This is a genomic window from Bacillus sp. 05T22 (genome assembly GCF_056396765.1).
The window spans coordinates 38,355-54,145 of sequence record NZ_JBFTMC010000008.1; the positions used below are offsets into that span (position 1 = coordinate 38,355).

Genomic DNA, 15,791 nt, shown 5'->3' on the forward strand with positions numbered 1-15,791 from the left:
TAAGAGGTGCCCTTTAGACGTTTTTTTGCTCTGCACTGGTCAAAGTGGTTACCCAGACTTTATAAATGAATGAATCTTTTATTACACATGTTTCTGTGTGAACGATGAAGTTAGGAACTGAAGCTAAGAAAAATGAAAGGGCATAAGCTACTTTATAGTCAGGGGTTATATACCCATCAATCGTTCTTCCATATATTTCGTTTGCTATCGAGTCCGCCCATACTTCAGATTCTCTTAGTGTGTCAAAAATAATCTCTTCACTTTTCCATCTAATGTCCATGTCAAAAACCGCCTTTCTAAAAAGATGACTTTCCTATAATGATTTGAACTTTATCGCTGGCTTATGAAACAGTAAAAGGATTTATCGTTTTAACCGAGTAGTCCCCCCTCCCCTAAACGAAATGAAGGTGGGGGCAGTTTAATAGAAAAGACCCCATTCATACGAAAGGAGTCCGTTTCATTTATCAATTAAAACATACTAGAACTATGCATTGGTTGCAGTTTTGCATTTGGATCAAAGTAAGCTTTTGCATTGTTTACTGCTGTTGGTGCTTCACCGAAGCCACATGCAATCAGCTTTACTTTTCCTTCATATGTACAAATGTCACCAGCTGCGTAAATACCAGGGATGTTCGTTTCCATTTTAGAGTTTACAACGATGCTGTTCTTTTGAATGTCTAAGCCCCAGTTCTTAATTGGACCAAGAGAAGAGACGAAGCCGTAGTTTACGATGACATCATCAACGTCAATAACAACTTTTTCTTCTGTTTTCACATGTTGCAGAACAACTTGTTCAATCTTGTCTTCACCAATTAATTCAACTGGAACGTAAGGTGTTTTTACGTCTGCACGAGAGTTCATTAAGTTTTCTACGCTGTGCTCATGAGCACGGAATTTATCACGGCGATGAACGATTGTTACTTGTTTAGCGATTGGTTCTAACATCATTGTCCAGTCCACTGCAGAGTCGCCGCCGCCAAATACAACGACGCGTTTTCCAGCGAATTTATTCATATCATCAACGAAGTAGTGTAAGTTTTTCTTTTCAAGCTTCTCTATACTATCTAGTTCTAATCGGCGTGGTTGGAAGGCACCATTACCAGCTGTAATAATGACAGATTTAGAATAGTGTGTTCCTTTATTTGTTACAAGCTTAAATACGCCATCAGCTTGCTTTTCAAGTGTATCAACTGCTTCTTCTAAGCAAACAGTCGGTTCAAACTTTTTCATTTGTTCTTTTAAATTATCGACAAGTTCTTGCGCGCGTACTTTCGGGAATCCCGCTACGTCATAAATATATTTTTCRGGGTATAGTGCGGATAATTGTCCTCCAAGCTGCGGTAAGCTTTCAATAATTTTTACACTTGCCTGTCTCATTCCGCCATAAAACGCTGTGAATAATCCTGTTGGACCTCCACCGATAATCGTTATGTCGTAAACTTTTTGAATTTCTGTCACTATTTATTCCCCCTATAGATGGAATTTCGATATTGATTCCATATATTGTTCATATGTATACGGAAATCCTGCAAATAAGATTGCACTTTACAATAAAAATGATACCATATTTCAGTTTAGAATACTGCAAGAAATGACTGAATTATATGTAAGCTTGTGCATAGATAGGATGAAAATGTATAAAGTATACCAAGTAGGAAAATACATGAAAAAAAGGCTGAAAAACCCTTGAAAACGCTATGTTATTTTAAAATATTGATAATTCTCTAGGTGCTTGAATTCTGAAATAAAACCGACTAATATAGGAAAGTATTATGTTAATTTTTTATGACAAATTTCGTAAGATTTTTTGAATACGTTTTGTTATGGTTAAGAATGTGAGGAATTCTACATTCTTGACAAAATAAGTGTTTAATACTTTGGTCTTATGCTTATTTACTATTATATAAAGAAAAGGGTTGTGATTTAGTGAAAACTCCAAAAATCGTAGTTTTGGGTGCAGGTTATGGTGGGATGATTACGACTGTTCGTCTACAAAAAACATTATCTGTAAGTGAAGCTGAAATTACGTTAGTAAACAACAACAGCTATCACTACCAAGCAACTTGGTTACATGAAAGTGCAGCTGGCACATTACATCATGATAAAATCCGTCTCGACATTCAAGACGTTATTGATACAAATAAAGTAAACTTTGTACAAGATACAGTTGTAGAAATTAAAGCAGCTGAAAAACGCGTTATCTTAAAAAACGCTGAGTTAGAGTATGATTACTTAGTAATCGGTCTTGGTTTCGAATCTGAAACATTTGGCATTAAAGGATTGAAAGAGCATGCATTCTCTATTACTAATATTAATGCAACTCGTCAAATTCGTGATCATATGGAATACAAGTTCTCTCAATATGCGACTGAAAAGCGCGATGAGTTAGTGACAATCGTTGTTGGTGGTGCAGGATTTACAGGTATCGAGTATGTAGGGGAACTTGCAAACCGTATTCCTGAACTTTGCAAAGAGTATGATGTTCCACGTGAAAAAGCACGTATTATTTGTGTGGAAGCTGCTCCGTCGGCACTTCCTGGTTTCGATCCAGAATTAGTTGAGTACGCTGTAAAACAGTTAGAGAAAAAAGGTGTAGAATTCCGCATCGGTACGGCAATTAAAGAAGCAACTGAAGAAGGTATTCTAGTTGCGAACGGTGACGATGTAGAATTACTTAAATCTGAAACGGTTGTTTGGGCTGCGGGTGTTCGTGGTAACGGTATTGTGGAAGAGTCTGGCTTTGAAGCAATGCGCGGACGTATTAAAGTTGATGAGTATATGCACGCTCCGGGTCATGAAGATGTATTCATGGTTGGTGACGCAGCGTTAATCATTAATGAAGAAATTAATCGTCCATATCCACCAACAGCACAAATTGCAATTCAACAAGGTTACAACATTGCGCATAACTTATCTGTGTTAATTCGCGGTAAAGGCGAAATGAAGAAATTCGTATTTGATAACAAAGGATCTGTGTGTTCATTAGGACATGACGATGCAATGGGCGTTGTTATGGGTAAAAAGTTAACGGGATGGAAAGCTTCCTTCATGAAGAAAGTAATCGACAACCGTTACTTATTCTTACTTGGTGGACCTTTATTAGTTCTTAAAAAAGGTAAATTAAAGTTCTTTTAATATATAGTAGAAAAAAGCAGAAACGGCTATGAGTCGTTTCTGCTTTTTTCATGTAATACAAATTTTTCTTAAAGTTCTGTTTCAACGAACATTCAGTGTATAAGTAGACATTTTGTTTGACCGAAAAGCAACAAAAAACCAAATTATATTTGTGAGTGATACCGTCGCGCAAAAATGATGACTCCTAAGACGGAAGAAAGGCTATAGTCATTTACGCGCATTATAATAAATACGGATGCAAGTATCACAAGATTTATGCATAGTCCCATACCGCAAAGAACTGCCATGATGAATCTCATTGCCTTTATTCCTGCTATATAAAGAAGTAGAGGTACGATATAAAATAGTAAAATCGTGCTGATTGATTTCTCATTTTTCTTTTTACTCCTTTCGCAATGAATAGGTGTGATGTAATATTCAAGGAAGAATTTTGAAGTAATTCGAGACCTTTCTATAGGGAAATAATACCTGACATTCACATTACATCAAAAATATGGGAAATTTAGAGAGGTAGAAAAAAGCGTAGTAACTGAGGAATAGGGAAGATTATATTATTCTTACTGAAAAATATAGTATAATACATAGAAAAGAATGAATATTCTGTTCGTTTAATCGGAAGGGGTTTTACATCATGGGGAAGCGTGGGAATGTTTGGCTAGCTGTAAGTGGGCTTGTAGCTACAAAAGATGGTCGTTGGCTCTTCGTTAAGAAAAAATACGGAGGCTTAAAGGGGAAATGGTCATTGCCCGCTGGTTTCGTAAATGAGGGCGAAACGATTGACCAAGCTGTTAAGCGTGAAATTTTAGAAGAGACAGGCATTGTTACACATGTAAAAGGAGTGATTGGCATTCGTTCTGGTGTCATTCGTGATGAGATTAGCGATAATATGATTATTTTTTTACTGGAACCAGAAGGAGAAGAGGTTACCGTTCAAGAAGAGGAATTGTCGGAAGTAGCATTTTTAGATCCGAAAGATATTGCAGATGATCAAGATACTTCTATATTAGTTCGATATTTATTAGAAGGGAATGCAGGACCAATTCTTGAGATGGATACGACACTAAATCCAGGAGAGCAATTTGGATATACAGCGTATCATGTGTTTACGGCGGGAGAGAAGGAGATGGGGAACAAGTGAGTATACCGGTACTACTTATTTCAATGATGTTGTTTTTTATTTTGTTTTTTGGAATTGGATTTTTGCTCAATATGATTTTACGTGCTACGTGGGTGATGGTTATTGTCTATCCAATTGTTTGCATACTAATCATTAATAAAGCGAGTGTTTGGGACTATTTTTCAAAACCAAAAGAAACATTTTCTTCATTTGGGACAAGTGTATCGCATCTTGGACAAGCCGATCTTTTTATTTTATCAACTGGATTAATCGGGGCAATTTTGTCTGGTATTGTAATAAAAAAATTGCGCCAAAGCGGATATCAAATGTTTTAATCCCCAGTTTTCTGGGGATTATTTTTTTGCATATTTCTACATCGTATGGGGAATGACTAACGATGAAGGAGTGTGGAATATTAAAATGTTAAAACGATATGGTATTCGCATTATGATGACTTGTTTACTTGTAGCAGCATTATGCGTGACATGGCAAGCGTTCACAGGAGTCTCTCTACTAGAGATTGTAAAAACATATCAAGAAGGCAATGTAAAAGAAGTACATGCAGCAGAAAGAGGGCAACAAGTTGTTCCGAGTAAAGAAGTGATAAATGCTTTAGAGCAGGGAAAAGACTGGTCTAAATATCGTGTAATGGAAATGACAGCAACCGGTTATACGTCAGGGATAGAATCAACCGGTAAAAGACCTGGACACCCAGAGTATGGCATTACATATTCTGGCGTGAAGGCAAAAAGGGATATATATTCTACAATCGCAGCTGACTTACGTGTGTTTCCGGTTGGAACCATTCTTTTTGTACCAGGCTATGGCTATGGTGTGGTAGCAGATAAAGGCGGGGCCATAAAAGGAAATAGACTCGATTTATATTATGAAACCGTTCAAGATGTATATAGTGAGTGGGGCAAGAAAAAAGTAAATGTATATGTAGTGAAAATGGGGAACGGTAAGTTAACAGAAGATGAGTTAACGATGCTCAATCAAGATGAAACGCTGCAAGTATTCCGCGGTCAATATTTGAAACAGAAATAGTCTAGTGAGATTGACACTAGACTTTTTTATTTGTCTTCATTCACAATATAAGAAAAACGAGGTGCGGAAGTGGAAGACTATCCTTTGGCATATTATGAGTTTTTCGTGAAATATAATGAAGGAGATTATTATACGTGCCACGATTTGCTCGAGGAAATGTGGCTGGAAGAGCGAAGTAATTTATTTTTGAAAGGTTTATTACAAATGGTAGTTGCTCAGTATCATTACAGCTATGGAAATATAAAAGGAGCGCGGCTTATGATGGAAGTGGCGGAGCAATATTTGACACCGTACTGTCCTTTGTATTGGAATTTAGATGTGAACGAAGTCGTGGCATTTATTCAAAGTTTCCGGAAAATCATACCTGAAAAGGTAGAGAAAGTCCCATATGAACAAGTACATGATTTGCCGTCATTACCGGAGCTCATTATATATATGAAGTGAAAGAGAAGTTAGAATTATCGCATTTTAGGGAAAATGCAGTTATAATGAAAATAGAGAAATCTAGGGGGTCTGAACATGTTTCAAGTACAAAAAGAATTAGTAAGTCATGAAGCAGTCATCGTTGCTTTATTTGAGGAAGAAAATACGAGTAATTTTGTACAGGAATTAGACAAAGCATTTGAGGGACAATTAAAAGTTTTACTAGAAGAAAAAGAGCTTTCTGCAAAGAAAAAAGCTATTTCAAAAGTACATAGCCTAGGAAAAACAACTGTAAAACGTTATTATTTTGTCGGTCTGGGCAAAAAAGAATCATACTCAACAGAAACGTTACGTGCTTCGCTCAGTAAAGCATTTAAAGCATTAAAAACTGCGAAGGTAAAAGATGCAGCAATTTTACTTGATTCTTTTGTAACAGATAAGTTAGACGCAATTGATGTTGCACATATTGCCAATGAAGTATATTGCCTTGGTACATATGATTTACAAACATATAAAACGGACAAAAAAGAAAGTGTAGAGTTGGAAAACTTTACGGTTATTACAGCAGAAGATGCAAAAGAAATCGAGGCTGCATTAACAGTAGGGTATATGCATGGACGTGCGACAAATTCAGCTCGTACACTTGTAAATATGCCGCCAAACGTATTAACAGCAACAAAACTTGCAGAGTATGCAGTTGAATTAGCTGAGAAATATGATATGGATTATAAAGTACTTGAGAAAGAAGAGATGGAAGATCTTGGTATGGGTGCATTACTTGCAGTAAACCAAGGTTCTACAGAGCCACCAAAAATGATCGCTCTTATTTATAAAGGAAAAGAAGAGTGGACGGATGTTATCGGATTTGTAGGAAAAGGGATCACATATGATACAGGGGGCTACTCTTTAAAACCACGTGAAGGCATGGTTGGYATGAAAGGTGATATGGGCGGCGCTGCAGCTGTTCTTGGSGCRATGGARATTATCGGAGAACTTCGCCCAGAACAAAACGTAGTTGCTGTTATCCCATCGACTGATAACGTTGTGAGTGGTACAGCATTTAAACCAGATGATGTGATTACATCTATGAGCGGAAAAACAATTGAAGTATTAAATACAGATGCAGAAGGACGTTTAGCATTAGCTGATGGTATTACGTATGCGAAGAAACTTGGTGCAAACTATCTTGTTGATGTTGCAACGTTAACAGGCGGTGTCATTGTTGCGCTTGGAAACCATACAACGGGTGCAATGACAAACAATGAAGCATTGTTTGAACAAGTGTTAGAAGCATCGATGGAAACAGATGAGCCGATTTGGCAATTACCGATTTTCGAGCGCGATAAAGAGCGTGTTCGTAACAGTAAATTCGCAGATTTAAATAACTCACCAGGCCGTGAAGGTCATGCAGTAATGGCGGGAACATTCCTCGGTGAGTTTGCAGAAGAAACGCCATGGGTACATTTAGATATCGCTGGAACTTCTGATACAACGAGTGCACATGATTTGGGACCAGCAGGAGCAACAGGTGCAATGGTTCGTACACTTGCGACACTGGTTGACCGTTTTGGAGAAGAATAAGAAGTTTTAGAAAAGGCAGCGGATTACGCTGCCTTTTCTTATAAAGAAATGGTATATAACGTTCCGTTTAACGCAAAAGATGTGCGACCTGTTTCTTCAGAGACAACTAATATGAGTGCATCGCTTTTTTCGGATAAACCTATTGCAGCTCGGTGGCGTGTTCCAAGTTTTGAGTCAATCTCTGTATTTTTTGTTAGAGGGAGAATGTTCGCTGCTGAAACAATATGGTTACTTCTAATGAGAATAGCTCCGTCATGAAGAGGATTTCCTGGATAAAAGATAGATTCCAGTAGTGGAACGGTTAAATATGCTTCAAGTCTTGTTCCAGTTTGAATAAGGGAATCAAGTGAATCATTTCTTTCTACAACAATTAATGCACCATGTTTCCTATCACCTAAATGCTGAATTGCTGTTGTAAGGGGAGCATAACCTGATGTAAATGGTGATAAATATGCCTTTAAATAATAAGAAGCTGCTAGGGTTTGAACATTGCTTAGTAGATGGTGAATTTCTTCCATTTTACATAAAATGCACTCACCGTCTTGTTCAACCGTTTGTTTCATGCTCTGTAATTCCGCTTCTACAACCTCAATCATTTGTTTCGTTTTTATTTTTAACTCGTCTGATAATCCCCATTCTTCCATTTTTCTCACCTTTTTGTTTGAATTATATAGCATTAGTGTGTGCAAATCACAATAGTAAAATCCTGCTATACTTTAAAATATATTGAGATACTTGTCGTTTTTTTCATATAATGTAGTTATGACATGCGAGAGGAGATAAGATAATGGATTGGAAACAAGAATATAGTCGCTGGCTTTCCTATGTAAACTTAGATGCAGAACTAAAAGAACAGCTAGAAAATATGAAGCAGGATGAAAAGAAAATAGAAGATAGCTTCTATAAAAACTTAGAATTCGGTACAGGTGGTATGCGCGGAGAACTTGGTGCTGGTACGAACCGTTTGAACGTATATACAGTTCGAAAAGCAACAAAAGGATTGGCGCACTTTATTGAAAAATTAGGTGAAGAAGCGAAGAAACGTGGCGTTGTTGTTGCGTATGATTCTCGTCATAAATCACCTGAATTTGCAATGGAAGTAGCAGCTACCCTTGGTGCTCATGGCATTACAACATATGTATTTGAAAGTTTACGCCCAACGCCAGTACTTTCTTTTGCAGTGCGTTATTTACATACAGTAAGTGGAATYGTTCTTACGGCAAGTCATAATCCACCTGAATATAACGGTTATAAAGTATATGGAGAAGATGGTGGACAATTGCCTCCGAAAGAAGCAGACGAGTTAATTAGCTACGTAAATGAAGTAGAAGATGAATTAACAGTAGAAGTTGCTGATGTGGAGCAATTGAAAGCGGATGGCTTATTACATATCATTGGACAAGAAGTAGATGATGCATATTTAGAACAGTTAAAAACAGTCATCATCAATAAAGAAATGGTACAAGAAGTTGGAAAAGATTTAAAAATCGTCTTTACACCACTACATGGAACATCCAATATTCCAGCGCGTCGTGGTTTAGAAGCAGTTGGATTTACAGACGTAACAGTTGTAAAAGAACAGGAGTTACCAGATTCAAACTTCTCAACAGTAAAATCCCCAAACCCAGAAGAGCACGCAGCGTTTGAACTTGCGATTCGTGACGGAGAGAAAGTGGGAGCGGATGTGCTAATCGCAACAGATCCAGATGCAGATCGTCTTGGCGTAGCTGCTCGTAATCACGCTGGTGAGTACCAAGTGTTAACAGGAAACCAAACGGGTGCGTTAATGCTTGATTACTTATTATCACAAAAGAAACAAAACGATACACTTCCAGAAAACGGTGTTGTGTTAAAAACAATCGTAACTTCTGAAATTGGTCGTACAATTGCGAAAGCGTATGGTTTAGATACAGTAGATACATTAACTGGATTTAAATTTATCGGTGAGAAGATTAAGCAGTATGAAGAAAGTGGACAATATGAATTTCAATTTGGCTATGAAGAAAGTTATGGTTATTTAATTCGTCCATTCTGCCGTGATAAAGATGCAGTACAATCTGTTTTATTTGCATGTGAAGTTGCAGCATATTATAAATCACAAGGCAAAACGTTATACAATGGTTTATTAGAAGTGTTTGCGAAATACGGTTTCTTCCGTGAAGACCTTGTATCGTTAACGCTAAAAGGAAAAGATGGTGCAGAGAAAATTCAAGAGATGATGGCATCATTCCGTGAAAATCCACCAAAAGAAGTGGCTGGCTTAACAGTGAATTCTGTAGAAGATTATAAAGCAAGCATCATTACATCTCTAGAAGATGGAAGTAAGGAAGAGATTCACTTACCGAAATCAAATGTGTTAAAATATCAATTAGCGGATGGTTCTTGGTTCTGCCTACGTCCATCTGGAACAGAGCCAAAAATCAAGTTTTATTTTGGTGTGAAAGATGATTCCTTACAAAATAGTGAACAAAAGTTACTTGCTATTAAAGAAGATATCATGAATCGTTTATAATGAGATAGAGTGTTACTTCCATTAATGGAGGAAGAAAGAGGAGAACGTAGAACGGCCTCCTCTTTTCTTGCATGTGGAAAAAATTCGCTTGCTGAAGGTGGATGAAAGGTTCACTGTATAGAAAATAGAGAATCACACGATACAATAAGAAAAGGTATTTGACGATTAGAACAGAAAAGAGGGTATTTGTTATGAAAAAAGTAAGAAAAGCGATTATTCCCGCTGCGGGATTAGGAACGCGTTTTTTACCGGCAACAAAAGCGATGCCGAAAGAAATGCTTCCAATTGTAGATAAGCCAACGATTCAATACATTGTAGAAGAAGCTGTGGCATCTGGAATTGAAGATATTATTATCGTTACTGGTAAAGGAAAACGCTCTATTGAAGATCATTTCGATAATGCGTTCGAATTAGAACAAAACTTATTAGAGAAGAAAAAATATGAGTTACTTGAAAAAGTACAAGCTTCTTCTAAAATGGTTGATATTCATTATATCCGTCAAAAAGAGCCAAAAGGATTAGGGCATGCGGTTTGGTGTGCACGTAAGTTTATTGGTGATGAACCATTTGCTGTTCTATTAGGTGATGATATTGTTCAAGCTGAAAAACCATGTTTACGTCAATTAATTGACGAATATGATAAAACACTTTCTTCTGTTATTGGTGTGCAAACAGTTTCAGAAGCAGAAACACATCGTTATGGAATTATTGATCCACTAGAACAAGAAGGTCGTCGTTATCAAGTTCGAAAGTTTGTTGAGAAGCCAGCGCAAGGTACAGCACCTTCAAACTTAGCGATTATGGGACGCTACATCTTAACACCTGAAATCTTTATGTTCTTAGAAAACCAGAATGTTGGTGCAGGTGGTGAAATTCAATTAACAGATGCAATCCAAAGTTTAAATGAAATTCAACGTGTATTTGCTTATGACTTTGAAGGAAAGCGTTACGATGTTGGAGAAAAATTAGGCTTTGTTCAAACGACAATTGAAATGGCACTTCAGCATGAAGAATTAAGAGATGACATGCTTGTTATGATGAAGAAAATTTTAGAAGAACAAATGAAGCAAGAATCATAATATAAAAAAAGAGTTACTCCATACGTTGGAGTAACTCTTTTTCATTGTCATAGTGTTGAATGAGAATGCTGATAAGCAGAACGACGAACTGCATAGTATATTCGAGGTGCAATCATAGCACCGATAATTGTAAAGATCATATCCTTAACCGCGAACCACATCATAATTGTCCAGGCCGCTTTGTAACTCATATTTCCGCCCATCCAGAAGTTTACAGCCGCATACATATAAGTAGTACCAATGATATAGGTTAAAATAATTCCTGTAAAAGACGCGATTGCAAAGGTACTGAATTGTGGTTTTTCTCTTGGTTCTACTAGTTTTCCTGATACGTAAGCAACGATAATGAATGCGATAATAAAACCACCAGTAGGATCTAAAAGTGCGCCAAATCCAGCTTTGAACTGCGCGAAAATTGGTGCTCCTGCAACACCAACAAGCATATAAACAGTCATAGATAAGGCCCCAAGTCTGCTTCCAAGAAGAAGACCTGCTAAAATTGCGAAAAATGGTTGCATGGAAAGTGGAATACCAGCCACTTGTAAAAACGGTGCCCAGGATACGATATTCGCACCGATTGCCATGAGCGCAACAAACATAGCAGCTAGTGCTAAATCTAAAGCACGTAATCGTCTCATATTGTTAACCTCCAGTTGTTGTTTGGTTAACAATATAGTAGCGAATCCATTTATCCGTTGTCAATTAAAATGTTTTGATAGTTAGGCTTTAGTGCTTTTCTAAGTAAAGTGTATGGAATGCGAAATTGTGGAATACCGCTTGAGTAAGGAGCTATTTCATATAATGAGAAATAGATGACAAGATGATCGGGTTCTAAATAATAGTTAAATTTCTTTGTACTCATGACTTTTTCAGTTGCATCTGGAAAATAGATGCTTTCATTTTGCTTAATTTGTCTAACGATTTCTGTGCGGATGATATCTTGATACGTACTGTCTTTTTGAAATAAGTCGTCCAAATTAAGTAATCTTTTTTCATTTAAATCAAATGTATTCGCCTTCCATGTATATAGTCCGTGTGCTCCACCTGTATACTGATAATAATTTACATAGAGACTGAGTAAGGGAGATTTTTGCAATGTTACTTTATAGTCAACATTTGCAACATATGGATGAAAAGGAGCATTTGATTCCTGAGCCTCTGTATAATATTTTTTTGCTTCTTTCGCTAATGTTGTTTTAAAACGATCAGTAGTTGTTTTATAGTATGTATTCAACTTTTTTTGAAATTTTGTATCGTAAAAATTACTAAAATAAGGTCTGCTAATTTGATATTCAAGATAAGGTTTCTTACCTTTTTGTGTGACAGGCTTAATATCGATTGTCAGGTTAGAAGGGTGGGCTGCATTCGTATAATTTGGTACAATAATGAGCAAGGAGACTAAGAGTAATAGAATATAGAATTTGTTTTTCATGTAGATAGAACCTCCTTATATAAGTGCTATAGGTAGTTTGAAAATAAATAGGGAAAATTATACATTTTTAAACAAGAAAAAGGAGGAAGTAGTATGCCGAAAACATTAATGGATGCACTTGGGATTGAGCTGTTAGAAATGACGGAAGAAAAAGTAGTAGCAACTATGCCAGTAGATGGACGCACACATCAACCTTTTGGTTTTTTACACGGTGGCGCATCAGTTGCATTAGCAGAAACTGTAGCGAGCGTAGGCTCCTATAATTTAATTGATCAAGAAAAGTGTATTTGTTTTGGTCTTGAAATAAATGCGAATCATATTCGCTCGAAACGCGATGGAATCGTAACAGCAATCGGTACGCCAATCCATAAAGGACAAACAACAATGGTTTGGGATGTGCGAATCATTGATGAAAATGATGATTTACTTTGCATTTCAAGATGTACAGTTGCAATTAAAGAGAAGCGTGAGCAATAAAAAAGGCTGCCCAGAGGCAGCCTTTCTATCATTAGAACTGGATTTTCTTCTCTAAGAAGCCTTTTAGTTCGCTAATTGGCATACGAACTTGCTCCATTGTGTCACGGTCACGTACTGTAACAGCTTTGTCTTCAACTGAGTCGAAGTCATAAGTGATACAGAATGGTGTACCGATTTCGTCTTGACGACGGTAACGTTTACCGATAGAACCAGTTTCGTCAAAGTCTACCACGAAGTCTTTTGCTAGTTCTGCGAACACTTCCCCAGCGCCTTCAGATAACTTTTTAGATAGTGGTAAGATTGCTGCTTTGTATGGTGCTAAAGCAGGGTGGAAACGAAGAACTGTACGAGAGTCGTTTTCTAATTGTTCTTCTTCGTATGCATCACATAAGAATGCTAATGTTACGCGGTCTGCGCCAAGAGATGGCTCGATGCAGTATGGTACGTAACGTTCGTTCGTTTGTGGATCGATATAGTTAAAGTCTTCGTTAGAGTGTTCCATGTGACGTTTTAAGTCGAAGTCTGTACGAGATGCAACGCCCCAAAGTTCGCCCCAGCCGAATGGGAATTTAAATTCGATATCTGTTGTTGCGTTACTGTAGTGAGATAACTCTTCCTCACCGTGGTCACGAAGACGCATGCTCTCTTCGTGCATACCAAGTGATAGTAACCAGTTTTTACAAGTGTTACGCCAGAATGTGAACCACTCTAAATCTTCACCAGGTTTACAGAAGAATTCAAGCTCCATTTGTTCGAATTCACGTGTACGGAATGTGAAGTTACCAGGTGTAATTTCGTTACGGAAACTTTTACCGATTTGGCCAATACCAAATGGAAGTTTTTTACGCATAGAGCGTTGTACGTTTTTGAAGTTTACGAAAATACCTTGTGCTGTTTCAGGGCGAAGGAAGATTTCGTTTGTGCTAGATTCAGTAACACCTTGGAATGTTTTAAACATTAAGTTGAACTGACGGATTTCAGTGAAGTCTTCGCTACCGCAATCTGGGCATTTTACTTCATGTTCTTTCATTAATCCAGCCATTTGATCGAAAGTAAGACCATCAACGACCATTTCGATGCCTTTTGCATCTAAAGCATCTTCAATTAATTTATCAGCACGGTGACGCGCTTTACATTTTTTACAGTCAATCATTGGATCGTTAAAGTTACCAACATGACCAGAAGCTACCCAAGTTTTTGGGTTCATTAAAATTGCTGCGTCTAAACCAACATTGTATGGAGATTCTTGAATGAATTTTTTCCACCAAGCTTTTTTAACGTTATTTTTTAATTCGATACCAAGTGGACCGTAATCCCAGGTGTTTGCAAGACCACCATAAATTTCAGAACCAGGGAAAACAAAACCGCGATGCTTCGCTAAGTTTACAACTTGTTCCATTGAATACATAATAAAATCCTCCTTTTAAAAGTTAACGTATTAGGGCGATGACTGGATGTACTTGTTGAATGGCAATTTCTCGAGCAAGCCGCTTGCGCTTTTCGGTGAGATCTAGCTCCAGCGGCTAGAATGTTCGGTGGCTTCGCTGCTTCCGCTTTTAAATAAAAAAAGCTCGTCTCTAGGCATTTTTGCCTAGGGACGAGCTTGTATACCCGCGGTTCCACCCTAGTTGATGTGTGTGTAAACACACAACCACTTTATCACGTATTGCTCGAGACTGCCGTTTCCTCGCTTTTTCAGGCTTTCACTATCCCTGAATCGCTTTTTGTGCAAGTACTTATAAGTCTGTCATCGCTACTATATTTTATAATAATGACCATATTCTATCATGTTCCTTTTTAAATCACAATAGAGGAACGATTGTATCTATATAAATACAAATTGAAAAAAGGATAGAAAACCTTTCTTTTTTAGATGGGAGAGAGCGTCCGCCGATGGTTAGAAGCGGACAGTGCCATTTTTAGCCCCATGCCAAGTGAAAACAGAAGGAGAAAACGAGTGGATATCTTCTTTTGTTTTCATAGCTGTGATTTGTATGATGGAAAGCATTTGTGTATAAATACAAATTGAAAAAAGGATAGAAAACCTTTCTTTTTTAGATGGGAGAGAGCGTCCGCCGATGGCTAGAAGTGGACAGTGCCATTTTTAGCCCCGTGCCAAGTGAAAACAAAAGGAAAAAATGAGACCATCGCTTCTTTTGTTTTCATGGCAGGGACTGATATGTTGGAAAATCAAGATGGATATATATGATAGAGTTTCGCCTATTTTACTATTCTTTATCATTTTAATCGAGAAGACCCCCCTCCTCTAAATGAAGTGAAGGGGGAGAGTTCAATCTGAAGAGGTGCTCATAGTAGAGCGAATATGTTTAATTGCTTCACGTTTGCTTAGAGGAGCAAGTTCATGATTTTGAACATATTCCCATACAGCATCTGGGCTTGTTTTTGCGTATTCACGAAGTACCCAGCCGATTGCTTTTTGGATGAAAAATTCTTTTGAAGATTTGAGTTGTCCAATGATTGAGAAGAGAAGTTTTTCATCCATTTGTTCTTTATATTTTAGTTGAAATAAGATTGCGGAGCGCTGTAACCATATATTTTCTGAAGCAATCCATTTCGGGATGTATGTTTGAATGGCTTCTGGATGTTTCAAAAAAATGCTTCCTAGGGAGGTAGGAACAATGCCATCAACGGAATCCCACCATGATTTCGTTATAATGAGTTCTTCTAAGAACGGGATGTGAGTTTTATCAAGATGCTTTTTATATTTCTGTAATAGATCGAGAGCGGCGGCTTGGAATTCGCGTTCTGGTAAATCCCAAAGTTCACGGATGACGGTTTGAAAGTCCTCTTTGTCTGGAAGTTTATGTACTTGTATGACTTCACGTAATAGCTTTCTTCTTTCCGGTGTTTGAATACCGAGAAATGGGAAATGATTTTTCATATAACGAGCCATTGGTTCTGCTTTTTCAGGATTTTGATGTGCGATAAACTGTTGCTGTAAGGCTTTTACAAATGGGTGCATAAAAT

At 37.4% G+C, this 15,791-nt stretch carries 17 protein-coding genes; 9 read left to right on the top strand and 8 right to left on the bottom strand.

Annotated elements, in window-relative coordinates; genetic code table 11:
• Positions 1–13 precede the first annotated feature (13 nt).
• Positions 14–280: a hypothetical protein gene (locus AC1DIT_RS04605; RefSeq protein WP_016132157.1), complete on the bottom strand. Its 267-nt coding sequence runs from the start codon at positions 278–280 to the stop codon at positions 14–16.
• A gap of 188 nt (positions 281–468) precedes the next feature.
• The gene (locus AC1DIT_RS04610) at positions 469–1,458 is read right to left on the bottom strand and encodes an NAD(P)/FAD-dependent oxidoreductase (RefSeq protein WP_016132156.1); all 990 of its coding nucleotides are present in this window, start codon (positions 1,456–1,458) and stop codon (positions 469–471) included.
• 468 nt (positions 1,459–1,926) lie between these two features.
• Between AC1DIT_RS04610 and AC1DIT_RS04615 the strand changes: the two genes are divergently transcribed.
• Positions 1,927–3,135, top strand: coding sequence for an NAD(P)/FAD-dependent oxidoreductase (locus AC1DIT_RS04615; protein WP_016132155.1), 1,209 nt, complete (start codon positions 1,927–1,929; stop codon positions 3,133–3,135).
• 143 nt (positions 3,136–3,278) lie between these two features.
• On the opposite strand, the gene AC1DIT_RS04620 is transcribed toward AC1DIT_RS04615, so the two are convergent.
• Positions 3,279–3,614, bottom strand: coding sequence for a DUF5391 family protein (locus tag AC1DIT_RS04620; protein WP_229161394.1), 336 nt, complete (start codon positions 3,612–3,614; stop codon positions 3,279–3,281).
• 152 nt (positions 3,615–3,766) lie between these two features.
• Here AC1DIT_RS04620 and AC1DIT_RS04625 point away from each other — a divergent pair, with 152 nt between their 5' ends.
• From AC1DIT_RS04625 to AC1DIT_RS04645, 5 genes are all read left to right on the top strand, one after another.
• On the top strand, positions 3,767–4,273 hold the full coding sequence (locus AC1DIT_RS04625) for an NUDIX domain-containing protein (protein ID WP_016112342.1): 507 nt from the start codon (positions 3,767–3,769) through the stop codon (positions 4,271–4,273).
• Positions 4,270–4,587 carry a YuiB family protein gene (locus AC1DIT_RS04630; protein WP_016112341.1) on the top strand — a complete coding sequence of 106 codons (318 nt, stop codon included), beginning with the start codon at positions 4,270–4,272 and terminating at the stop codon, positions 4,585–4,587. Before AC1DIT_RS04625 ends, AC1DIT_RS04630 begins: the two co-directional genes overlap by 4 nt.
• A gap of 85 nt (positions 4,588–4,672) precedes the next feature.
• A complete protein-coding gene (locus AC1DIT_RS04635; RefSeq protein WP_016112340.1) occupies positions 4,673–5,299 on the top strand; it encodes a 3D domain-containing protein in 627 nt (208 codons plus the stop codon).
• A gap of 69 nt (positions 5,300–5,368) precedes the next feature.
• On the top strand, positions 5,369–5,743 hold the full coding sequence (locus tag AC1DIT_RS04640) for a DUF309 domain-containing protein (RefSeq protein WP_016112339.1): 375 nt from the start codon (positions 5,369–5,371) through the stop codon (positions 5,741–5,743).
• A 75-nt stretch (positions 5,744–5,818) separates the two neighbouring features.
• Complete coding sequence (locus tag AC1DIT_RS04645) at positions 5,819–7,303, top strand: leucyl aminopeptidase (protein WP_016132154.1); 1,485 nt, start codon at positions 5,819–5,821, stop codon at positions 7,301–7,303.
• A 38-nt stretch (positions 7,304–7,341) separates the two neighbouring features.
• Here the strand turns inward: AC1DIT_RS04645 and cdaS are convergent, their stop codons facing one another.
• Positions 7,342–7,947 carry a sporulation-specific diadenylate cyclase CdaS gene (gene cdaS, locus AC1DIT_RS04650; RefSeq protein WP_016132153.1) on the bottom strand — a complete coding sequence of 202 codons (606 nt, stop codon included), beginning with the start codon at positions 7,945–7,947 and terminating at the stop codon, positions 7,342–7,344.
• A 143-nt stretch (positions 7,948–8,090) separates the two neighbouring features.
• Here cdaS and AC1DIT_RS04655 point away from each other — a divergent pair, with 143 nt between their 5' ends.
• Complete coding sequence (locus AC1DIT_RS04655) at positions 8,091–9,815, top strand: phospho-sugar mutase (RefSeq protein WP_016132152.1); 1,725 nt, start codon at positions 8,091–8,093, stop codon at positions 9,813–9,815.
• Between the two features lie 191 nt (positions 9,816–10,006).
• Positions 10,007–10,894 (top strand): UTP--glucose-1-phosphate uridylyltransferase GalU, encoded by an 888-nt coding sequence (galU, locus tag AC1DIT_RS04660; protein ID WP_016112335.1) that lies wholly within the window; start codon positions 10,007–10,009, stop codon positions 10,892–10,894.
• A gap of 47 nt (positions 10,895–10,941) precedes the next feature.
• On the opposite strand, the gene AC1DIT_RS04665 is transcribed toward galU, so the two are convergent.
• Positions 10,942–11,532 carry a biotin transporter BioY gene (locus AC1DIT_RS04665; RefSeq protein ID WP_016132151.1) on the bottom strand — a complete coding sequence of 197 codons (591 nt, stop codon included), beginning with the start codon at positions 11,530–11,532 and terminating at the stop codon, positions 10,942–10,944.
• Between the two features lie 50 nt (positions 11,533–11,582).
• Positions 11,583–12,326: a DUF3298 and DUF4163 domain-containing protein gene (locus tag AC1DIT_RS04670; protein WP_016112333.1), complete on the bottom strand. Its 744-nt coding sequence runs from the start codon at positions 12,324–12,326 to the stop codon at positions 11,583–11,585.
• 93 nt (positions 12,327–12,419) lie between these two features.
• On the opposite strand from AC1DIT_RS04670, the gene AC1DIT_RS04675 reads away from it, so the two are divergent.
• Positions 12,420–12,803 (top strand): hotdog fold thioesterase, encoded by a 384-nt coding sequence (locus AC1DIT_RS04675; RefSeq protein WP_016112332.1) that lies wholly within the window; start codon positions 12,420–12,422, stop codon positions 12,801–12,803.
• 31 nt (positions 12,804–12,834) lie between these two features.
• Here the strand turns inward: AC1DIT_RS04675 and AC1DIT_RS04680 are convergent, their stop codons facing one another.
• Positions 12,835–14,211 carry a glycine--tRNA ligase gene (locus AC1DIT_RS04680; protein ID WP_016112331.1) on the bottom strand — a complete coding sequence of 459 codons (1,377 nt, stop codon included), beginning with the start codon at positions 14,209–14,211 and terminating at the stop codon, positions 12,835–12,837.
• A gap of 882 nt (positions 14,212–15,093) precedes the next feature.
• Positions 15,094–15,786, bottom strand: a complete 693-nt coding sequence (locus AC1DIT_RS04685; RefSeq protein ID WP_016132150.1) for a DNA alkylation repair protein — start codon at positions 15,784–15,786, stop codon at positions 15,094–15,096.
• Positions 15,787–15,791: the final 5 nt, after the last annotated feature.